Source organism: Allobosea sp. LjRoot237, assembly GCF_964253285.1.
GTDB lineage: Bacteria > Pseudomonadota > Alphaproteobacteria > Rhizobiales > Beijerinckiaceae > Allobosea.
The window spans coordinates 640,918-660,391 of sequence record NZ_CAXUQP020000001.1; the positions used below are offsets into that span (position 1 = coordinate 640,918).

The following is a 19,474-nucleotide window of genomic DNA, read 5'->3' on the forward strand; positions in this document are numbered from 1 at the left end:
AAAGCATCGATATCCCCATGCGCATCATCTTCCATGGCGAGAACGCCGCCTCGTTCAGCTCGGGCTTCGCCGATCTCGTCGGTTCGGGCGCGGACGTCGCGATACTGCCGGACACGCTGGCCTCGGACACCGACCGGCAAGCCTATGCACAGGCCGATGCGATCATCGGCGTGAGGTTCGGCGCCGACCTGCCGCAGCCGTCGCGGCTGAAGCTCTTCCACGTGCCCGGCGCCGGCTACGATGCGGTCGATCTCGATCTGCTGCCCGCCTCGGCCAATCTCTGCAATTGCTTCGGCCATGAGCAGGCGATCGCGGAATACGTCATGAGCGCGCTGCTCGCACGGGAGATTCCCCTGGCTGATGCCGACCGGCGCCTGCGCCAAGGCGACTGGGCCTATTGGGCCGGCGCGCCCGATCGTGTCCATGGCGAGATCGCCGGCAAGACGATCGGCCTGCTCGGCTTCGGCCATATCGGCAAGGCGATCGCCAAACGCGCCAAGGCCTTCGAGATGCGGGTCCACGTCGCCAACCGTAGCCTGGTCGAAACGTCCGAGCTGGTCGACGCCAGCTTCACTCTCGACCGGCTGGCGGACTTCTGGGGCAGTTGCGACGCGATCGTGGTTTCGGTGCCGTTGACGGCCGAGACCACAGGATTGGTCGATGCCACAGCCCTCTCGGCGATGCGGCGCGACGCCGTGATCTTCAATGTCGGGCGTGGGCCGACGATCGACGAGGCGGCGCTCTATGCAGCACTGAAGGAGAACCGCATCGGCGGCGCGGTGATCGACACCTGGTATCGCTATCCAGGCCCGGCGAACGCCAATCCGCAACCGTCGGAATTGCCGTTCCACGAACTGCCGAACATCATGATGACGCCGCACATGTCCGGCTGGACCAGCGGCACGATCCGGCGTCGCCAGCAGACCATGGCCGACAACATCCGGCGCAGCGCGGCGGGCGAGCCGCTGGTCAATCTCGTCAGGGCCGCACTGGCCTGAACCCTCTCCAGCAGCCGGCCGCACGAAGCCGGAAACAACGAAGGCGGGCAAGCCGCCAACCAGGGAAACGTCCAATGAAGTTCTTCAAGCATCTCAGGATCGCCGGCACGCTGCTGGCGCTCGGCGCCGGCATGCTGACTGCAAGCCAAGGATCGGCCCAGACGGTCAGCGAGATCGTCAAGCGCGGCAAGGTCAAGATCGGCGTCCTCATCGGGGCTCCGCCCTATGGCTCCGTCGACGCGCAGGGCAACGCGATCGGCTACGATGCCGATGTCACGGCACTCGTCGGAAAGTATCTGGCCGTGCCCGTCGAGATCGTGCCGCTCACGCCGCCTTCGCGCATTCCGGCGCTCGAGGCGGGCAAGGTCGATTTCCTAATCGCGACACTGGCGCCGACGCCCGAGCGTGCCAAGGCCGTGATGTTCACCATCCCCTACAGCGCCTTCCAGACCGGCATCTACGCCAAGAAGGGCACGGCGATCAAAGACTGGGCCGACCTCAAGGGCCGCAAGGTCGGCGTCAATCGCGGCTCCAGCGTCGAGCGCGAGTTCACCAATCGCGAGAAGGAACTCAACCTCACCATCCTGCGCTTCGAGGACGACGCCACTACCATGCAGGCGCTGTTCTCCGGCCAGGTCGAGGCGATCGCCGGCCCCGATGCGCAGGCCAACGCCGCAATCAAGGCGCGTGGCGAGACCGAGACGGAGCTGAAGTTCTTCTTCGGCATGCAGCCCAACTCGATGACCGTCCGCAAGGATGCCTACGAGCTGAAGCAATGGCTCAACAACACGATCTACTACATCAAGCAGAGCGGTGAGTTGAACGCCATTTCCGAGAAGTGGGTCGGCTCGCCGCTGCCGCAGCTGCCGACCTTCTGACCAGTCCCTGAGCTGCCGGCGGAGTATTCCTCCGCCGGCTTTGTGCGACCTGCAGGGAAGGGATCATGCAGTATCAGTTCCAGTTCGAAGCGGTCTTCGCCGAGGCGGATCGCATCTTCAATGGCGTGCTCCTGACGATCGGGCTGTCTTTCGGCGCGATCGTCCTGGGCCTTGCTCTCGCCGTGCTGCTCGTCGCCGCCAAGAGCCTGTTCGGCCGCTGGGTCGGCATGCTGGTCGACGCCTATGTCGAGCTGATGCGCAACACACCCTTCCTGGTGCAGCTCTTCATGATGTTCTTCGGGCTGCCGCTGATCGGCATCCGCATGTCGGGCACGGAAGCTGCGCTGCTCGCGATGACGCTGAACCTCGGCGCCTACGCGACCGAAATCATCCGCGCCGGCGTCGACTCGATTCACCGCTCCCAGATCGAGGCCGGCCTGTCGCTCGCCATGACGAAGCGCCAGGTCTTTCAGTATGTCGTGCTGATGCCGGCGCTGGCGCGGGTCTGGCCGGCGCTGTCGAGCCAGTTCGTGCTGATGCTGCTGGCGTCCTCGATCTGTTCCTTCATCTCGGTGCCCGAGCTTTCCGGCACGGCGGCGATCATCGAGCAGAACACCTTCCGCAGCTTCGAGACCTATATCGTCGTCACGCTGATCTATCTGGCGCTGGCGCTCAGTCTGAAGGTCTCGCTCCTCTGGCTCGGCCGGCAGATCTTTCCGCGCCTCTCCAGCCTCGACCGGCTCGACGCCAGGGCGGAGGCTGCGTGATGGTGACCTTCGGTTGGCCCGAGGCCTTCTTCATCTTTCGCGCCGCGGGCTGGACGCTGCTGCTGACCGCAATCGCCTTCCTGATCGGCGGTCTCATGGGCGGCGTACTTGCCATCCTGCGCCTGTCGCGGATCAAGCTGCTGCGCCGTTTCGCAGCCGGCTACATCCTGGTGATCCAGTCGATCCCGGTGCTCATGGTGTTGTTCATGAGCTATTACGGGCTGTCGCTGTTCGGCATCGAGCTGCCGCCCTTCTTCGCCGCCTCGGCCTCGCTCGCGATCTATGTCTCGGCCTATCTCGCCGAGATCTGGCGCGGCTCGATCGAATCGGTGCCGTTCCAGCAATGGGAGGCCTCAGCCTCTCTGGCCCATTCGCCAGCGCAGACCTACCGCTATGTGATCCTGCCCCAGGCGATCCGCATCTCGCTGCCGCCGACCGTCGGCTTCCTGGTGCAGCTGGTGAAGAACACCTCGATCGTCTCGGTGGTCGGCTTCGTCGAGCTGTCACGGGCCGGGCAGCTCGTCAACAACGCGACCTTCCAGCCCTTCCAGATCTTCACGCTGGTGGCGGCGATCTACTTCGCCATCTGCTTCCCGTTGTCCCGGCTCAGCCGCCATCTCGAAAAGGTGATGAATGCCAGCCGTCCTCATTGAAGACGTCCACAAGAGCTATGGTTCGCTGGAGGTCCTGAAAGGCGTTTCACTCGACGTCGAGCCCGGCCAGGTCGTCGCGCTCATCGGCCGCTCGGGCTCCGGCAAGTCGACCTTGCTGCGCTGCGTCAACGGACTGGAGGCCTTCCAGTCGGGGCGCATCGAAGTCGCCGGCCATGCGGTCGATCAGGACCAAAAGCGGCTGCGCGAACTGCGCAAGGACGTCGGCATCGTCTTCCAGAGCTACAATCTCTTCCCGCATCTGACGGTCGGGCAGAACATCATGCTCTCGCCGCGCATCACCAAGAACGTGCCGCAGGCGGAAGCCCTGGCGCTGGCGAAGGACGTGCTCGCCCAGGTCGGACTTTCCGACAAGTTCGAGAGCTATCCGGACAATCTCTCCGGCGGCCAGCAGCAACGTGTCGCGATCGCCCGCTCGCTGGCGATGAAGCCGAAAGTCATGCTCTTCGACGAGGTCACCTCCGCGCTCGATCCGGAGCTGACCGGCGAAGTGCTGCTGGTGATGGAGAAGCTCGCGCGCGACGGCATGACCATGCTGCTCGTCACCCATGAGATGAACTTCGCCCGTAACGTCGCCAACACCACGGTGTTCATGCACCAGGGCAAGATCTGGGAGAGCGGCCGGTCGGCGCAACTCTTCGCCGAGCCGCAGACGCCCGAGCTGCGCAACTTCGTCGGTGCAGGCAAGCACTGAATAGCCTGCGGATCTGGCCTCGCCAGGCTAACGAGCGGCTGCGCACGGAGAGCTCCGAAGCTGGCGATCTACGCCATCAGCGGACATTGGGCTGTTCCCGGGAAAGCGGAGATTCGGCCCAGAACACATTCGGGCTCGCCCCCCTAGAACGGATTGACGTAATTCGTGATGGCGATCTGGCGCAGCAGCACCTTGCGGATGACATGCGCGACCTGGACGCGGTCGGTGAAGATCGCGGCGTCGCCGGCGGCACCTGCAGGAAGGCGACTGGCGAAATCCTGGTCGTCGAGCCGGACGCGGACGGCGAACGGCGCCGCCTGGACCGCCTTCGGCGCGACGGCGAGGCCGGAGGTCTGGACCTGCCCGGTGGCGATCGCCTGCAAGACGCTTTCGACCTTACCGGTCTGGACGGTACCCGGTGTCATCTTGAAGGTGAGCTCGACCGGCTGGCCTGCTGCGAGATAGCGCGCATCGATCTGGTTGATCTCGACGCCGATGATGGTCGCCGACGTGTCGATGAAGGCCATCACCGGTGCGAGCGGCAGATTGGTGACGCGGGCGCCCTTGCGCAGCGCCAAATTGGTGACGTAGCCGTCGGCGGGCGCGCGAACGATCGTCTTCTCCAGGTTCCATTTCGCGCCGACCAGTTGCGCCTTCAACTGCTCGACCTCGGCCTCGCGCTGTTCGACATCGAAAGTGCGGCCGGTACCGCGGCTCTGGAGCTGGGTCATCTCGGCGAGCCGGGTCTCCTGAAATTTGAGCTGTGCGGCGAGCGCATCGACTTGCGACTGAAACGGCACGGGGTCGATGCGGAACAGCACATCGCCGGCCTTGAGCGGCTGATTGGCCTGGGCCGTAACCTCGATCACCTCGCCGGCGACGTCCGGAACGATCGCGACCGAGTTCCTGACGACGAGCGCCGAGCCCTGCGGCGCCCCCCAGTTCATCGGGATGAACAGTCCGATCAGCAGGAGCAGCAGTACGAGAACCGGCGAGACCTTCCAGAACAGGTTGAAGGGAATGACCCGCAGTTTCACCAGGATGAAGAGCAGCGCGAGATAGACATTGAGCAGGACGACGATCATCGGGCCGCCTCCACCTTGTCGGCTGCCCGGCCAGCCGGCAGCGGAACGTCGACATAGGCCCAGATCAGCACCACCGGCCAGAGCACGAAGCCGAGGAAGAGCGTGACCCAGCCGCCGACCGAGACGGCCTCCGCCCAGGGGTGATTGCGGCTGCGGGCGATCATGCCGGGCAGCATCGCCATCAGGACTACGACGAGGACCGTGCTGACGACCAGCACGAGCAGGACGATCCAGGCGAAGATGTCGAGCGTACTCACGGAGCCCTCCTGGGACCAGTTCTATGGCGGATAAGCGGGATTGAGCGGCGGAAGCGGCGCGGGCGCCGGTGTCGGGCTCGTGGCGCTTCCGGAGAAATCGCCCAGGGCCCGGACCAAAGCCTCTCCGCTCTGCCGCTCCCAGCTGCTCTTGCTTCCGAACAGCGAACCTTCCAATTCCGCGACGAGCGGGCCCACGCGAGCATCGGCGCGCACGCGCGCCCTTCCGGCCGGCGGCAGGCGTTCGAGCCAGATCCCGAATGCGCGATAGGTCGAGGCCGGTTCACCGACTTTCGCCTCCCGCAACAAGACCCGGCGCGCGAACGCCTCCGAAGCATGCCGGCGCTGAAGCCATGCTCGCCAGGCTGCGCTGAGCTGCGAGCGGCTCAGGATCAGCGTCGAAAGGAGCGCCACAGCAACGACGAGGGCCGCAAGCCACCAGAGACGGGATTGTCTTGGCACCTCTGCAGGACGCCGATCGGCAGCAACGACGGCCACCGTGAGGCCAGGCAGTGTTTCCACCCGAGCCTGCTTCTCCGCCAGGTTCCACCAGGGCTGCGACAGTTCCGGCAGGACATAGCTGCCGGCCCGTTCGAAGACATAAGTTGCCTTGTCGACCCTTGCGCCATCGACGATGCCGCGATTGCTTCTGTCCTCGACCACCGGCGGATCGACATAGACGCGCACGCCGTCCGGCGCCGCGAAGCGGAATTCGGCCATGCCCAGCGCCGGCACGCCCGCAGCCTGCCGTCGGATGGTTCGGGTGATCGCGCCGCCCGCCTTGAAGCTGGTCGTACCGGGATCGGGCGCCCAGCTCTCGCTCGCGGTCACCTTCTCGGCCGCGAGCACGGGGCCGGAAGCGTCGAGGCCGGCGGGAACGCTGACAATAATCCGCGTTGCCTCCCCTTTGGCAGAGCCTGCCGGGTCGCCACTGCGATCGAGCAACGTCACCTCGGGAGCCGGAACGGCGATCTCGCCACCGCGACGCGGGAAGACGACGAACTCGAAGCGCTGGCCGACATAGTCCCGCCCATCGATGCTGTCGCGAATCGTCGTGGCCTGCGTCTCGAAGCGCAGAATCTGGGCGCCAGGCGCTTCCGGCACCCGAACCTGCGGCGGATGCGGCATCTCGCCGGGGAACAACACCTCGACATGAAGCTGCACGGGCTGGCCGATGACGATGCCGTCGGCCGGATCGGCAAGGGTGCGCACCCGCGGGCCACTACCAGGCTGCTGCGCCATGGCGAAGGTCGGAACAGCGAGCACCAGCAGCAGCATGGCGAAGCGTTTCATGGCGCGGCCTCCGGAGGCGGCGCCTGGAGCTGGTAGGCGAACTTGGCGCGTAGGAAATCGGCAGGCCTGGTCTGCACCCGCTTGAGCCAGAGCGCGCGCACCGCCTCGTCCGACATCGGCTTCACGGCCTCGACGGTAGTGTCCTCTCCGCCCTTCTTGGTCTTGTCGAACACCACCTCGTCGGGCTTGTCGTCGGTGTTGCCGGTCTCGCCGCCCTCGGTCTTCCGGCGCTCGCCGCGGATGCGGGCGATCTCGCGGTTATTCAGCGCCGCCGGCCAGCCGGGACGCAAGGCGATCGCTCGGTCGTAGCGCTTCAACGCGTCGTCATACTGGCCGAGCATCACCAGCGCATTGCCCTGATCGAACGCGCCTTCAGCGGTATCGCGGCCGGCGAAGGCTTGGGCGGCACCTTTGAAATCGCCCGCCCGGAACAGTGCGACGCCGCGCCAGAGCGGATTGCGGAAGGACTTGGCTGCCTCTGCCGGCCGGTCTTCGTTCATCAGCAAGCGGCCGCGTTGGTCCGGCGTCAGCCAGAGCTCGCGCCAACCGAGGCGGTAGCCGGCCAGCAGCAGCGCCACAGCTGCGACAGCTGCGATCACCGCATAGGGTGAGGACGGAAAGCGCCGCCACGTCATTGCAGCACCCATCCGCGCCGGAACCAAAGCAGGGCCAGGAGGGCGATGAGCGGCGTGAGCCAGTAGCCGGCCTCGCGCCAATGCCTGCCCTCGCCGGCGACGCTGGCGGCCTGGTCGGCGCGATCGAGCCGTCGCGCGACCTCCGCAACATCGGCCTGGTCGGCGGTCGTTACGACGAGGCTCGCACCCAACGCCTGGGCCACCTCGCGCAGGCCTCCCGCCTCGACCTCCGCCGGCAGCAGCGAGAGCATCGTCGTTGCGGCCTTCGGGCCCGAGAGGCCGGTCGTCGCCTGCGGTCCGGCGGTATCTGTCATGACCAGGATCGAGCCGCCATCGCCGGTCCCCGCGATCACCCTGTCGGCCAAAGCGAGTGCGCCTGAAAGATCGTCGCCCTCGCGCGGCATGATCTCGGGCGACAGCGCCTTGGCCAGATCGAGCACGACGGCGCTGTCGGGCGTCGGCGGCAGAACGAGATGGGCCGAGCCGGCATAGGCGATCAGGCTGGTCGCGGCGCCCTCGCGCGCAGCCAGGATATCCGCCAGCTTCTGCCGGGCTCGATCGAGCCGCGTCGGGGCCAGATCCTCCGTCAGCATCGACGGAGCGACCTTCAACACGACGGCGACCGCAGGCTTGGCTGCGGCGAAGGGCGACGGCTCGCGCTGCCAGGCCGGACCGGCGACGGCGATGATCGTCAGCAGCCAGCCCACCATCAGCGCATTGATCGGGCTGAGGATGGCCGGCCGGGTTTCGCCGACGATGAGATGCGGCAACAACGCGGGATCGATCACGCGCTGCCATCTCAACAGCATGTCGGAGCTGCGGCGTTCGATGAGCCAGAGCGCCAAAGCCGGGATGAGCGCCAGCAGCCAGAGCGGACGCTCGAAATGGAAGGGGGCGAGCGCGGCGATCACGACCGGGCTCCTGCCGTCGCCGGTCTGCGTCCGGAGGCGTGGTCGCGGCGATATCGCCGCGCCAAGTGCAAGCCCTCCGCCAACAGCGTCAGGGCAAGGCCAGCAGCGAGTGGGATCCAGTAGATATCGCGCCGCGGCCGGAAGCTGACCGTATCGATTCGACGGGTCTCGATCGCATCGAGCCGCTGGTAGATCTCGGCGAGCTGGGCGCGGTCGAGCGCGCGAAAGAAGCCGCCGCCGGTGGCGGAGGCCACTTCCTTCAGCGCCGCCTCGTCGAGCTTGTCCTCGCCCGCCGCCGTGGGATCACCGACCGCGACGGTGTGGATGACGATGCCCTTGTCCTTGGCGACGCGCGCGGCCTCGACCGGCGGCACCTTGCTGACCGTGTCGTTGCCGTCGGTCAGCGCGATGATCGTCTTCGCCTTGACCGTGCTGCGGGCGAACAGCCCGATGCCGAGGCCAATCGCGTCACCGAAGGCGGTACGGGGCCCGGCCATGCCGACGTCGGTGTCGCGCAGCATCGCCCGGCACAGCTCCAGATCGGTCGTGAAGGGCACGAGCGCGAAGGGCGCGTCGCCGAAGACGACGACACCGACGCGGTCGCCCTTCCGGCGTGCGAGGAAATCGTCGAGCACCTGCTTCACCGCAGTCAGCCGGTCGACGGTCTGGCCGGAGGGATCGGTGAAGTCCTTGGTGTCCATCGAACCGGACAGGTCGGCGAGCAGGAGCAGGTCGCGCGTCGGGAGGTCACGATGCAAGGGTGGATCGATCCATTGCGGCCGCGCCAGTGCGGCGAGCGCGAGCAGCCAGACCACGGTAAGCACGGCGAACCGCACGCTTCCGCGTCGCGCGACCACCCCGCCGTCGAAGGGCTGCTGTCCGCTCAGCCGCGCGAGCCGGTCGAAGAAGGGCACGCGCAGGCCGGCGCGGCGCTCGGCATGGGGCGGAAGGCCGAACCAGGCCAGCACAGGAAGGGGAGCAAGCAGGGCCAGCCAGGGATAGGCGAAGGCGAGCATCGTCACGCCTCCGCCGGAAGGCGGCCGCGCTGGCCGTGGAGCCAGGATTTGGCCTGGGCGATGATCTCGCCCGAGACCGCCTGTTCAGGAGGGGGCGTTGCGGCCGGCGCTCCAGCAATCATAGCCGTTAGGGCATCGATCCGCAGACTGCCTGGAGCCGTCTCGGCAAGAAACGCGCCCCAGGCTTGGCCGGTCAGCGAGGCCACGCGCTCGCGGCCATGGGCGACGAAGGCGGCGCGCTTCAGCACGGCCGAGATCGCCTCTGCAGCGGCCGGCCCCGCGGCAAGCGCGTCGAGCTCGGCCGCCGCGGCGCGCAGATAAGCATCGGCGCGGTAGCGCGACCAACTCCGCCAGCCCAGCACGGAGAGCGCGGCCAGAGCGGCACAACCGACGATCCAGACCCCGGCCGCCGGCGGCCAGAACGGGACCGGTGGCGGCAAGGCAAGATCGGCGAGCCTGTTGAGATCGCCCGGGTCGCTCATGGCGCGCTCCGGCCGCTTGCGCCCGCGACCTGCTGCGCGCGCCGCTTGCCGATCAGCTCCCGCAATTGGTCCGCAACGCCGCGCGCCGTCGAGATCGGAAGGACGGGAATGGCCCGGCTGCGTGAGAGCTGCGCCAGCCGGGCGCGCCACTCCGCGCGCTCACCGGCAAAGCCTTTCCGGAGCGCCGGAGCCGAGGCGTCGATCTCGATCTGGGCGCTCTCGGAACTGAAGGTCGCCTGACCGATATCGGGCAGCTCCTGTTCCAGCGGGTCATGGACGAAGATCGCCAGCACATCATTGTGGGCGGAAAGCCGCGTGACGAGCCGCGCCGTCTCGTCGTTCTCGCCGTCGACATCCGAGATCAGGCAGATCAATCCGTCATGGGCGACCATCCGGGCAGCCGCGGCCAGCGCCTCGTTGAGCCGATCCGCGGCGCCGGCCCCCGCCGGCTTCGCCAGCGCGGCGTTCTGCCGGGCGACCTCGGACAGCACCCTCACGACGCCTTGATCGCGCGCCTGCGGCTTGATCGCGACAAGGTCACGGTCGCCGAAGACGACCGCGCCGACACGATCTCCGAGCGAGGTGACGCGCCAAGCCGCCAGTGCAGCGACCTCTGCTGCCACGACCGACTTCATCGCCCGCTGGCTGCCGAAGAACATCGTGCTGCGCTGGTCGACCAGCAGCAGGACGGGCCGATCGCGCTCCTCCGAATAGACCCGGACATGGGGGCTGCCGAGCCGCGCCGTCGCCAGCCAGTCGATCGTGCGGGTATCATCGCCCTCGAAATAATGGCGCAGTTCCTCGAAGTTCAGCCCACGGCCGCGCAATCGCGAGGCATGGCGTCCGGCGAGCAGGCTGTGCACGGGCTGGCGCGGCAGGAAGCTGAAGCCGCGCGCCCGATGCTTGAGGCGCAAAAGCTCGTCGATGGTCACGAAGGCGCGTGCGCCGGCCGCCTTGTTGCGCTCGCCTGGCCCCGCCCGCTCCCGCATCAGTGCCATGGGCTCTCTCCGCTAGATCGCGACAGCGACCTGCTTCACCACCTCGTCCAGCACCGCGTCGGCGCTCATCCCATCGGCGCCGGCCTCATAGGCCAGCGAAATCCGGTGCCGCAGGCAGTCATGCGCCACCGCCTGCACGTCCTCGGGGGTGACGAAATCACGCCCCTGCAGCCAGGCGAAAGTGCGCGCGCAGCGATCCAGCGCGAGCGAGCCGCGCGGGCTGGCGCCGATCGCGATCCAGCTCTTCAGCCTGTCGCCGAACTCGGCCGGCCGCCGGGTCGCGGCGATGAGCGCGACCATATAGCTCTCGACGACGTCCTTGAGCGTCACCCGGTCGATCTCGGCGCGCGCCGCGAAGACCGTTGCCTGCGGGATTTGCGCCGGCGGCGGCTGCGGATTGCCGGAGGCCGCCGCGCTCTCCGAGCGGACCAATCGCATGACCTTCACCTCGTCGGCGTCAGACGGGTAGTCGATGCGAATATGCATCAGGAAACGGTCCATCTGCGCTTCCGGCAGCGGATAGGTCCCTTCCTGCTCGATCGGGTTCTGGGTGGCGAGCACCATGAACAGCGGCGGCAGGTCGTAGCGCTTGCCGGCGACGGTGACGTGGCGCTCCTCCATCGCTTCGAGCAGGGCCGACTGCACCTTGGGCGGGGCGCGGTTGATCTCGTCGGCGAGAATGAGGTTGCCGAAGACCGGTCCCTTGCGGAACTCGAACTGGCCGTCGGCGCGCAGGATCTCGCCACCGGTGACGTCCGAGGGCAGAAGGTCGGGCGTGAACTGGATGCGGCCGAACTCGGATTCGAGGTTCTTCGACAGGCTCTTGATCGCCCGCGTCTTGGCGAGGCCGGGCAACCCTTCGAGCAGGACATTGCCGTTGGCGAGGAGCGCGATGACGATGCGCTCGACAACCCGCTCCTGCCCGATGATGTCCCGGTTGATCCGGCTCTGGAGTTCCCGGACGGCATCACGCGCTGTCGTACCGGTTCGATCCATCTCTTGTTCCTTGTCCCGATATCGGTCGCGCTCGACAGATTCAAAGGCGGTTCCATGGCTGCTTGGGCATGGAACCGCCCTCGCGAGGTCAGCGCGACGCGCTCGTTCTCAGCTGCTCTTCGATCTTGGTGAGATTGAACGAGCCTGGCGTTTGACTGGGCGGATAGTCCTTCATCGACTGGAGGAACTGCGCCGCGAGCCCCTGGATCGGGACTACAACGAAGGCGCGGCTGAGGAACCAATCATTGTACACCGTCGCGTTGTGCTGGGCCTTCTCGAACGGGTCGCGGCGAAGGTGGAACAGCAAGGGCACGCGCAGTTCGGTGAAAGGCTCGCGCCAGACGCCGAAGGCCTCGCCGCGGTTCTCCAGGAACACGACCTTCCAGTCCTCGTAGCGCGCCGCCACGACCTGCCCGTCATCGTTGACGTACCAGAACTCCTTGCGCGGCGATTCCTTGGTCTTGCCGCTGAAATAGTCGAGCATGTTGTAGCCGTCCGGATGGGAACGGTATCTGCGACCCGCGAAATTGTCGCCCTTCATCAGGCGCTCCTTCGCATCCGGCATGCCGGCGGCGGCGGCGAAGGTGATCATCCAATCCTCATGGGCGACGATGCCGTTCAGCGTCGTGCCGGCAGGGAATTTACCGGGCCAGCGCACGAAGGCGGGAACACGGTAAGCACCTTCCCAGTTCGAGTTCTTCTCGCTGCGAAACGGCGTGGTACCGGCATCCGGCCAAGTGTTGTAATGCGGGCCGTTGTCGGTCGAGTAGAAGACGATGGTGTCATTGGCGATGCCGAGATCATCGATCTTTTTCAGGATCGTGCCGACCATGGCGTCATGCTCGACCATACCGTCGCTATACTCGTCCTGACCGGACTTGCCGCGGCTGGCCTCCTTGATATGCGTGCGGAAATGCATGCGGGTGGCATTCCACCAGCAGAAGAACGGCTTGTTGGCCTTGACCTGCCGATCGATGAAATCGATGGCGGCTGCCGAGGTCTCCTCGTCGATCGTCTCCATCCGCTTCTTGGTGAGTGGCCCGGTATCCTCGATCTTGCCGTCGGCGCTCGCCTTGATCACACCGCGCGGGCCGAACCGCCGCCGGAATTCCGGGCTCTTGGGGTAATCCGGGTTCTCGGGCTCCTCCTCCGCATTGAGGTGGTAGAGATTGCCCAGGAACTCGTCGAACCCGTGCCTGACGGGCAAGTGCTCGTCGCGATCGCCGAAATGGTTCTTCCCGAACTGACCGGTGGCATAGCCCTTGTCCTTGAGCACGGCCGCGATGGTTGGATCGCTGGCCTGCCAGCCTTCCTTGGCACCAGGCAGGCCGACCTTGGTCATGCCGGTGCGCACCGGCACGCAGCCGCCCATGAAGGAGGCGCGGCCGGCGGTGCAGCTCTGCTGGCCATAATAGTCGGTGAAGCTGACCCCTTCGCGCGCGATGCGGTCGATATTGGGCGTCTGGTAGCCCATCATGCCACGATTGTTGTGGCTGATGTTCCAGGTGCCGATATCGTCGCCCCAGATCACGAGGATGTTCGGCGGCTTGCTCCCTGCCGTGGCCGCGGGCTGCTGCGCCTGCGCGATTTGGACAGGCGTCGCTGCGCCGAGCGCCGAGGCCGCGGCCAGCGTCGTGCCGCCGAGCAGGATCTTGCGTCTGTTCACGCTGGGCCCGTCCTGGCCAGCCGGCTTCCCGGCTTGTGGGAGCTCCGTCGTCATCGCCCTTCTCCTCCTGTCGATCATCGGGATAGCGAGTTCCGGACGAGTGCGGACGACGCGACGGCGCCGACACGCCTCATCGAAAGTCAGTCTCTCAGCCTCTTTGCGCCATTGGCGCGTTGCGTTTCGATGCCCCTGAGCTGGTCCGGGGCGGTTGGCCCGGCATCATTCCTGATGCGGCCATGCCGGAGCTTCGACTGACGGGAAGGGCGAGTCACCGCGGTAACAGTTACAGCCGGTCCGCTCGGCATCCTCGATTGGTCGGTAACGACCGGCTACATTGCCCGTCTTGAAGGCGGCTGCTCCGGCTCAGGATGCCGGCCTGAGGACGCAGCGGAAGCCGACATGGCTGGTCGAGGTGTCGACCGGTTCGGCATGGCGTGCAGCGGGGCGATAGCGCCGGCAATAGCTTGGCGCACAGAGATGCGAGCCGCCCTTCAGGACCCTGCGCGGGATGCGTATCTCCGGCTGGCGCGGATCGTAGCTGTTCGTCTCCGGGCCGCCGCGCGGATTTTGCGGCACGCAGCAGGCCTTCGGCGCATCGGCCTGATGGCGCGTCGACCAGAAGTCGGTGGTCCATTCCCAGACATTGCCGATCATGTCGTAGAGACCGTAGCCGTTCGGCGGGAAGGCCCTGACCGGCGAGGTACGGGCGAAGCCGTCCTCCTTGCTGTTCTCATGCGGAAAATGTCCTTGCCAGATGTTCGCCATGTGGCGGCCATCCGGCATCAGCTCGTCGCCCCAGGCGAACTCGGCATCTTCGCGCCCGCCCCAGGCGGCGAACTCCCACTCGGCCTCCGTCGGCAGCGACTTGCCGACCCAGGCGGCATAGGCCTCTGCGTCCCGATAGGCGACATGGACGACTGGATGGTCGTCCAGGCCCTTGATCGAGGAGCCCGAGCCATAGGGTTTGCGCCAGGTCGCGCCGAACTTGAAGGTCCACCATTGCGACCAGTCGCGCAGGTCGACCGGACGTAGCGGTGGATTGAACATCAGCGAGCCGGCACGCAGCATATGCGGCAGGGCGTTGGGATAGTCCTTCGGATCAGGGGCGATCTCGGCGAAGGTGACATGCCCGGTCGCCTCGACGAAGGCGCTGAACTGGCGGTTGGTCACCGGCGTCTCGTCGATCCAGAAACTGTCGACGCTGACGCGGTGGCTCGGCGCCTCCTCCGGATAGTGGTGATCGGAGCCCATGCGGAAGGTACCGCCTTCGACGCGGATCATGCCGTCGGTCCGGGTCGGCCTCTCGCGTAGTGCAGCATCGACCATGATGGACTCCGAGAGCTTCAATCCTTGCGCTTGCCACCTTCGGCCAGCAGCACCTTGCGTGCTTTGGCCATCGCCTTGCGCGCTTCGTCACTCACCGCCGGGAACTGCGGATCGAGCCGCTCGAGACGGTCGACGATCGTGGACGCGACGACGAGGCGCGTGAACCATTTATTGTCGGCCGGAACCACGTGCCAGGGCGCGTGACCGGTCGCTGTACTGGCAATCGCATCCTCGTAGCAGCGCTGATACTCGTCCCAGTGCTTGCGCTCGGCGAGATCGCCCGGCTCGAATTTCCAGTTCTTGTCGGGCTCGTCGATCCGCGCCAGGAAGCGGCGACGCTGCTCGTCCTTCGACAGGTTGAGGAAGAATTTCAGGATCACGGTGCCGTTGCGCGCCAGATGCTTCTCGAAATCGCGGATGCTCTCGAAGCGCTTGCGCCAGATGTCCTTGCCGATGAGATCAGGCGGCAGCCCCTGCTTCGCCAGCAACTCCTCATGGACGCGGACGACCAGCACCTCCTCATAATAGGAGCGGTTGAAGATGCCGATCTCGCCACGCTCCGGCAGCGCGCAGGTGGTGCGCCAGAGGAAGTCGTGGCGAAGCTCCAGCGAGCTCGGCGCCTTGAACGAGGTGACCTCGCAGCCCTGCGGATTGACGCCCGACATGACGTGCTCGATCGTTCCGTCCTTGCCGGCGGTGTCGATCGCCTGCAGGACGATGAGCACGGCCCAGCGCTTCTCGGCAAAGAGCCGCTCCTGCAGGTCGCGCAGGCGCTTGACGCCGGTCTGCAGCAGATCGCGCGCCTCGCTCTTGTCGATGTCGAGCCCGAAGGTGTCCGCCGGATCGAAGCGCTTCAGCCGGAAACCGTCGCCATCCGAGATCCTGAAGCGTTCGACCAGTTCGTCCGGCAGCATGCCTAGCGTCCCGCGGGAAAGACAGTCTTCCAGTCTGCCTTCATGTCGACGATTGTCCAGCCCTTCGCCTTGCCCTCGTCGAGCGCCTTGTCGAGCTTGCCGATATGGGAGGTGCGGTCATAGGCCCATTCACGCTCGGCGTCCGTGTGGTGCACGATCAGAGCCAAGCGCGGGCCGCTCCCGCCGGTCGTGTACTGCAGCATCTGCAGATCGCCGTCGGAGTTGCCGAAGGCGAGGATCGGACGCCGGCCGATGAAGCGGTTGATCCCGACCGGCTTGCCCGGCCCGTCATCGACGAACTCGATCTTGCTCTCCTTGAAGAGCTCCGGCTTGCCGCCGGCATCGAGGCGGAACTTCACGACGCCGGACGAGCCGACGACCTGCTCCGGCGGAATGCCATAAGCCTTCTCGGCGAAGACGCGCATGAACTCGACGCCGCCGCCGGAGACGATGAAGGTCTTGAAGCCGTTGGCCCGGAGATAGGTCAGCAATTCGAGCTGGGGCTGGTAGACCATTTCGGTATAAGGCCGCTGCTTCGTCGGATGACGGGCCGAGGTCAGCCATTTATCGACCGACGCGTTGAAGGCGTCCGTGGCCATGCCGGAATGGGTGAGAGCCATGACCTGCATCAGGCCCTTGTTGCCGCCGGCCGCCAGCGCCTTGAGATCGCGTGCGAGCACTGAACGATAAGGCTCATTGCTTTTCAGCGCGGGCTTTTCGGCCACCATCCGCTTCACCTCGTCGAAGGCGAACAGGAGCTGGAAATAGACCGGCTGCTCGGCCCAGAGCGTGCCGTCATTGTCGAAGGTGGCGACACGCTCCGCCGGCTTGACGAAATCGGGCCCGCCCTCCCGCGTCACCTTCGCGACGAAGTCGAGGATCGCCTGCTTACTCTTGCCGTCATTCCAGGACGGCAGAGGATCGGTCTGAGCGATGGCCGCGGCGTTCCACGCCGAAAGTGCAACGGCGATCAAAACGGCGGCAAATGTACGAAGTTTCGACATGGTCGCTCTCCGGAAGATTGAAGACCCGATCGGTGTCCACCGACCGGGACCCATGACGACGTTTCTGCTTTCAGCGCTATTTCGGCGCCGCCTTGGCTGCGTTCGCCTTGATCTTCTCCTCCACCCCCTTTGCGATCTGGTCGATCGTGAAGCTCGCGGGCGTCTGACTGGGCGGGTATTCCACGAAGGTCTCGAGGAAGTTGGCCGCATGCATCGTCATCCAGCCCATCAGATAGGCGTTGGTGATGCGCCAATCGTCGTACTGGTCGGAGACCAGATCGGCGCGCTCGAACGGATCCATGCGCAGATTGTAGAGCTTTGGAATGCGAAGGCAGGTGAACGGCTCATACCAAACCCGGAAGCCGCCGACCGGCCGCATCTCGCAGAAGACCGCCTTCCAGTTCTCGTTCCGGAATGCGACCAGTTCGCCGTCATCGTTGAAATAGGCGAACTGCGTGCGGTTGCCCTTGGGCTGCTGACCGGTGAGGTAGGGCAACTGGTTGTAGCCATCCAGATGCACCTTGAAGGACTTGCCGTCGATGCTGGCACCCTTGAGCAGCCGCTCCTTGATGTCGGTGTCGCCGGCGGCGGCAAGCAGCGTCGGGAACCAGTCCAGGCCGGAGAAAATCTCGTTCGAGGTTTCGCCCGGCTTGATGCGCCCGGGCCAACGAACCATCGCAGGCACACGGAAGGCACCTTCCCAGTTTGTATCCTTCTCGCTGCGGAACGGCGTCGTCGCTGCGTCCGGCCAGGAGAACTGGTTCGGGCCGTTATCGGTCGTGTAGATCACGATGGTGTTGTTGGCGATGCCGAGATCGTCGAGCGTCTTCAAGAGCTTGCCGACATCGCCGTCATGCTCGAGCATGCCGTCGGCATAGTCGTTGCCCGGCATCCCGCTCTTGCCCTTGTTGGCCTCGCGGATATGCGTGAACACATGCATGCGCGTCGTGTTCATCCAGGTGAAGAACGGCTTGTTGGCCCGGACCTGGCGCTGCATGAAGTCGATCGCGCCTGCGACGGTCTCATCGTCGATCGTCTCCATCCGCTTCTTGGTCAGCGGCCCGGTATCCTCGATCTTGCCGTCGGCCGAGGCCTTGAGGACGCCGCGCGGAGAGTTCGCCTTGACATAGGCCGTGTCCTGCTTCGGCCAATAGGGCCGCTCGGGCTCTTCCTCGGCGTTGAGGTGGTAGAGGTTGCCGAAGAATTCGTCGAAGCCGTGCCGGACCGGCAGATACTCGTCGCGATCGCCGAGATGGTTCTTGCCGAACTGGCCGGTGGCGTAGCCGCGCGCCTTGAGCGCCTGGGCGATGGTGACGTCGCGATCCTGCAGGCCGACCGGAGCGCCGGGGATGCCGACCTTGGAGAGGCCGGTGCGCTTGGGTGTCTGGCCCGTGATGAAGGAGGAGCGCCCGGCGGTGCAGCTGTTCTCCGCGTAGTAGTCCGTGAACATCATGCCTTCCCGGGCGATCCGGTCGATGTTCGGCGTCTTGTAGCCGACAAGCCCATGCGTATAGGCGCTGATGTTGGACTGACCGACATCGTCGCCGAAGATCACCAGGATGTTCGGCCTTGCAGGGCTGGGGCTCGGTGCTGGCTGGGCCTGCGCCGGCATCGCCGACAGGCCCAGGCCCACAGCGAGCCCGACTGCGGCGAGGAATTGATGGCGTCGCATGAGACACTCCCGGTTCCGGATCGCCGCCGGGGTGTTGCGCGTCTTCAAGACCGCAAACCTGGGCGCGCAAGGCCGAGGTTTGCATGGGGATCTGACTGGCTTAAGCGTGTAACTGTATCAGGGTCACCGACAAGCCGACGTCAGCGGACGGCGATCACAGTCGCGATCGATTTCGCTGCAGCCTCGGCCAATTCGTCGATCACGTCGAAGCAAGGCACCGCCCTGGCGACGTGATCGCGGAAGTCCGACGCCAGGATCTCGCCATTGCGCAGATCGCTGAAGCGCCAGGAATAGCGGCGGCGCTCGGCCATCGGCCGCACCGCGATGTCGAGCGAGTATGTTTCGCCGGGATGCGCGAAGAGGTCGTGGATCGCGACTGATGCCGCGCTGTGCTCGGCTGGCGGGACGACGAGGGTCTTGAAGCGCGCCTTGCGCAGCAGCACCAGCAGTGAGTCGATGAAGAGCTCGCCGCGCAATTGCGCCTCGGGATCAGCGTGGTCGGAATGATCGTGGATGATCACCGCAGCGGCAGGTGCCTCTCCAGAGCTCTCTGCAGGCGCGATGTCAGCCAAGCCCATGGTCGCGACCAACTCAGGCGACCACGAGAAATTCGGCACATAGCTGCCGCGTGGCAAGCTGATCCTGATGCGGTCGGCAGCGCCAGCGCCATCATAATACGCCGTCAGGGCCGATCGTAGGCGCGTCGCCTCGATGCGGACGATCGGGTCGATCGTCGGGTCGAAGCTGTCGTCGCGCCCGAACACATCGACACCGATCGCATAGGCTTTGATTCTGTCGGAGTGGCCTTCCATGGTCTGCGTCACCACGAATGACAGAAATCGCCGATTACGCTCGGACAATTTCAAGGCATTGTTCGCAAGTAACGTTTGGAGAGCTGCAAATATTTCACCAGGCGGCGGCTCGCCGCTGCTAGCCGAAACACTCCCGTCCATTGCTCCGCCTCCAAAGCGTGGACCGAAAAACATCTTTCGCCGATCAATGTAACAATGGCGCAACCATAGAGCGGTGACAAGGCGCGCCGCACGCGTCGACAGCTGGCCGGCGCGATGAGGTTAGGAAATCCTCTCCAGAATGTCTTGTTCTGTCGCCGATGCGAGGGCGTTGTACTCTTCGGTGCGCTGCCGGCCAAGCGGTGCCGGGGATTTCGCCCAGTATGAAGCGGCCTCGCAGGCGGCCTCATAGGCCTCGCAAAG

General features: G+C 65.7%; 20 protein-coding genes. 5 read left to right on the top strand and 15 right to left on the bottom strand.

What is annotated here, in order from left to right; all coding sequences use genetic code 11:
* Positions 1 to 17: 17 nt before the first annotated feature.
* The 5 genes from ACSQ24_RS02995 (at position 18) to ACSQ24_RS03015 (ending at position 4,008) form a co-directional block, all read left to right on the top strand.
* A complete protein-coding gene (locus ACSQ24_RS02995) occupies positions 18 to 998 on the top strand; it encodes a 2-hydroxyacid dehydrogenase (protein WP_436093248.1) in 981 nt (326 codons plus the stop codon).
* A 74-nt stretch (positions 999 to 1,072) separates the two neighbouring features.
* Positions 1,073 to 1,876, top strand: coding sequence for a transporter substrate-binding domain-containing protein (locus tag ACSQ24_RS03000; protein WP_436093249.1), 804 nt, complete (start codon positions 1,073 to 1,075; stop codon positions 1,874 to 1,876).
* 65 nt (positions 1,877 to 1,941) lie between these two features.
* On the top strand, positions 1,942 to 2,643 hold the full coding sequence (locus tag ACSQ24_RS03005) for an amino acid ABC transporter permease (RefSeq protein ID WP_436093250.1): 702 nt from the start codon (positions 1,942 to 1,944) through the stop codon (positions 2,641 to 2,643).
* A complete protein-coding gene (locus ACSQ24_RS03010; protein ID WP_129156556.1) occupies positions 2,643 to 3,296 on the top strand; it encodes an amino acid ABC transporter permease in 654 nt (217 codons plus the stop codon). Before ACSQ24_RS03005 ends, ACSQ24_RS03010 begins: the two co-directional genes overlap by 1 nt.
* Positions 3,277 to 4,008: an amino acid ABC transporter ATP-binding protein gene (locus ACSQ24_RS03015; RefSeq protein ID WP_436093251.1), complete on the top strand. Its 732-nt coding sequence runs from the start codon at positions 3,277 to 3,279 to the stop codon at positions 4,006 to 4,008. Before ACSQ24_RS03010 ends, ACSQ24_RS03015 begins: the two co-directional genes overlap by 20 nt.
* A gap of 143 nt (positions 4,009 to 4,151) precedes the next feature.
* Here ACSQ24_RS03015 and ACSQ24_RS03020 read toward each other — a convergent pair whose 3' ends face one another.
* From ACSQ24_RS03020 to ACSQ24_RS03090, 15 genes are all read right to left on the bottom strand, one after another.
* The gene (locus ACSQ24_RS03020; RefSeq protein WP_436093252.1) at positions 4,152 to 5,093 is read right to left on the bottom strand and encodes an HlyD family secretion protein; all 942 of its coding nucleotides are present in this window, start codon (positions 5,091 to 5,093) and stop codon (positions 4,152 to 4,154) included.
* Positions 5,090 to 5,350: a DUF3302 domain-containing protein gene (locus tag ACSQ24_RS03025; RefSeq protein WP_436093253.1), complete on the bottom strand. Its 261-nt coding sequence runs from the start codon at positions 5,348 to 5,350 to the stop codon at positions 5,090 to 5,092. The genes ACSQ24_RS03020 and ACSQ24_RS03025 overlap by 4 nt, the downstream gene beginning before the upstream one ends.
* A 21-nt stretch (positions 5,351 to 5,371) precedes the next feature.
* Positions 5,372 to 6,640 carry a hypothetical protein gene (locus ACSQ24_RS03030; RefSeq protein WP_436093254.1) on the bottom strand — a complete coding sequence of 423 codons (1,269 nt, stop codon included), beginning with the start codon at positions 6,638 to 6,640 and terminating at the stop codon, positions 5,372 to 5,374.
* Positions 6,637 to 7,275: a tetratricopeptide repeat protein gene (locus tag ACSQ24_RS03035; protein WP_436093255.1), complete on the bottom strand. Its 639-nt coding sequence runs from the start codon at positions 7,273 to 7,275 to the stop codon at positions 6,637 to 6,639. Before ACSQ24_RS03035 ends, ACSQ24_RS03030 begins: the two co-directional genes overlap by 4 nt.
* Positions 7,272 to 8,186, bottom strand: coding sequence for a VWA domain-containing protein (locus ACSQ24_RS03040; protein WP_436093256.1), 915 nt, complete (start codon positions 8,184 to 8,186; stop codon positions 7,272 to 7,274). Before ACSQ24_RS03040 ends, ACSQ24_RS03035 begins: the two co-directional genes overlap by 4 nt.
* Entirely contained in the window at positions 8,183 to 9,202 is a 1,020-nt protein-coding gene (locus ACSQ24_RS03045; RefSeq protein ID WP_436093257.1) for a VWA domain-containing protein, read from the bottom strand. The genes ACSQ24_RS03040 and ACSQ24_RS03045 overlap by 4 nt, the downstream gene beginning before the upstream one ends.
* A gap of 2 nt (positions 9,203 to 9,204) precedes the next feature.
* Positions 9,205 to 9,684 carry a DUF4381 domain-containing protein gene (locus ACSQ24_RS03050; RefSeq protein ID WP_436093258.1) on the bottom strand — a complete coding sequence of 160 codons (480 nt, stop codon included), beginning with the start codon at positions 9,682 to 9,684 and terminating at the stop codon, positions 9,205 to 9,207.
* A complete protein-coding gene (locus ACSQ24_RS03055; protein WP_436093259.1) occupies positions 9,681 to 10,682 on the bottom strand; it encodes a DUF58 domain-containing protein in 1,002 nt (333 codons plus the stop codon). Before ACSQ24_RS03055 ends, ACSQ24_RS03050 begins: the two co-directional genes overlap by 4 nt.
* A gap of 12 nt (positions 10,683 to 10,694) precedes the next feature.
* On the bottom strand, positions 10,695 to 11,678 hold the full coding sequence (locus ACSQ24_RS03060; protein WP_436093260.1) for an AAA family ATPase: 984 nt from the start codon (positions 11,676 to 11,678) through the stop codon (positions 10,695 to 10,697).
* A gap of 88 nt (positions 11,679 to 11,766) precedes the next feature.
* Positions 11,767 to 13,398 (bottom strand): arylsulfatase, encoded by a 1,632-nt coding sequence (locus tag ACSQ24_RS03065; RefSeq protein WP_436093261.1) that lies wholly within the window; start codon positions 13,396 to 13,398, stop codon positions 11,767 to 11,769.
* Between the two features lie 309 nt (positions 13,399 to 13,707).
* On the bottom strand, positions 13,708 to 14,670 hold the full coding sequence (locus tag ACSQ24_RS03070; RefSeq protein WP_436093262.1) for a formylglycine-generating enzyme family protein: 963 nt from the start codon (positions 14,668 to 14,670) through the stop codon (positions 13,708 to 13,710).
* A gap of 17 nt (positions 14,671 to 14,687) precedes the next feature.
* On the bottom strand, positions 14,688 to 15,584 hold the full coding sequence (locus ACSQ24_RS03075) for a polyphosphate kinase 2 family protein (protein ID WP_436093263.1): 897 nt from the start codon (positions 15,582 to 15,584) through the stop codon (positions 14,688 to 14,690).
* A 2-nt stretch (positions 15,585 to 15,586) separates the two neighbouring features.
* Positions 15,587 to 16,588 (bottom strand): HAD family hydrolase, encoded by a 1,002-nt coding sequence (locus tag ACSQ24_RS03080; RefSeq protein ID WP_436093264.1) that lies wholly within the window; start codon positions 16,586 to 16,588, stop codon positions 15,587 to 15,589.
* Positions 16,589 to 16,664: 76 nt separating this feature from the next.
* Positions 16,665 to 18,260, bottom strand: coding sequence for an arylsulfatase (locus ACSQ24_RS03085; RefSeq protein WP_436093265.1), 1,596 nt, complete (start codon positions 18,258 to 18,260; stop codon positions 16,665 to 16,667).
* Between the two features lie 140 nt (positions 18,261 to 18,400).
* On the bottom strand, positions 18,401 to 19,087 hold the full coding sequence (locus ACSQ24_RS03090) for a hypothetical protein (RefSeq protein ID WP_436093266.1): 687 nt from the start codon (positions 19,085 to 19,087) through the stop codon (positions 18,401 to 18,403).
* Positions 19,088 to 19,474: the final 387 nt, after the last annotated feature.

Excerpts from the sequence above, each read along its gene's own strand:
- ACSQ24_RS03005 (WP_436093250.1), top strand. The coding sequence starts at position 1,942 with ATGCAGTATCAGTTCCAGTTCGAAGCGGTCTTCGCCGAGGCGGATCGC.
- ACSQ24_RS02995 (WP_436093248.1), top strand. The coding sequence starts at position 18 with ATGCGCATCATCTTCCATGGCGAGAACGCCGCCTCGTTCAGCTCGGGC.
- ACSQ24_RS03010 (WP_129156556.1), top strand. The coding sequence starts at position 2,643 with ATGGTGACCTTCGGTTGGCCCGAGGCCTTCTTCATCTTTCGCGCCGCG.
- ACSQ24_RS03020 (WP_436093252.1), bottom strand. The coding sequence starts at position 5,093 with ATGATCGTCGTCCTGCTCAATGTCTATCTCGCGCTGCTCTTCATCCTG.
- ACSQ24_RS03070 (WP_436093262.1), bottom strand. The coding sequence starts at position 14,670 with ATGGTCGATGCTGCACTACGCGAGAGGCCGACCCGGACCGACGGCATG.
- ACSQ24_RS03050 (WP_436093258.1), bottom strand. The coding sequence starts at position 9,684 with ATGAGCGACCCGGGCGATCTCAACAGGCTCGCCGATCTTGCCTTGCCG.
- ACSQ24_RS03065 (WP_436093261.1), bottom strand. The coding sequence starts at position 13,398 with ATGACGACGGAGCTCCCACAAGCCGGGAAGCCGGCTGGCCAGGACGGG.
- ACSQ24_RS03075 (WP_436093263.1), bottom strand. The coding sequence starts at position 15,584 with ATGCTGCCGGACGAACTGGTCGAACGCTTCAGGATCTCGGATGGCGAC.
- ACSQ24_RS03045 (WP_436093257.1), bottom strand. The coding sequence starts at position 9,202 with ATGCTCGCCTTCGCCTATCCCTGGCTGGCCCTGCTTGCTCCCCTTCCT.
- ACSQ24_RS03080 (WP_436093264.1), bottom strand. The coding sequence starts at position 16,588 with ATGTCGAAACTTCGTACATTTGCCGCCGTTTTGATCGCCGTTGCACTT.
- ACSQ24_RS03030 (WP_436093254.1), bottom strand. The coding sequence starts at position 6,640 with ATGAAACGCTTCGCCATGCTGCTGCTGGTGCTCGCTGTTCCGACCTTC.
- ACSQ24_RS03085 (WP_436093265.1), bottom strand. The coding sequence starts at position 18,260 with ATGCGACGCCATCAATTCCTCGCCGCAGTCGGGCTCGCTGTGGGCCTG.
- ACSQ24_RS03035 (WP_436093255.1), bottom strand. The coding sequence starts at position 7,275 with ATGACGTGGCGGCGCTTTCCGTCCTCACCCTATGCGGTGATCGCAGCT.
- ACSQ24_RS03015 (WP_436093251.1), top strand. The coding sequence starts at position 3,277 with ATGCCAGCCGTCCTCATTGAAGACGTCCACAAGAGCTATGGTTCGCTG.
- ACSQ24_RS03060 (WP_436093260.1), bottom strand. The coding sequence starts at position 11,678 with ATGGATCGAACCGGTACGACAGCGCGTGATGCCGTCCGGGAACTCCAG.
- ACSQ24_RS03055 (WP_436093259.1), bottom strand. The coding sequence starts at position 10,682 with ATGGCACTGATGCGGGAGCGGGCGGGGCCAGGCGAGCGCAACAAGGCG.
- ACSQ24_RS03000 (WP_436093249.1), top strand. The coding sequence starts at position 1,073 with ATGAAGTTCTTCAAGCATCTCAGGATCGCCGGCACGCTGCTGGCGCTC.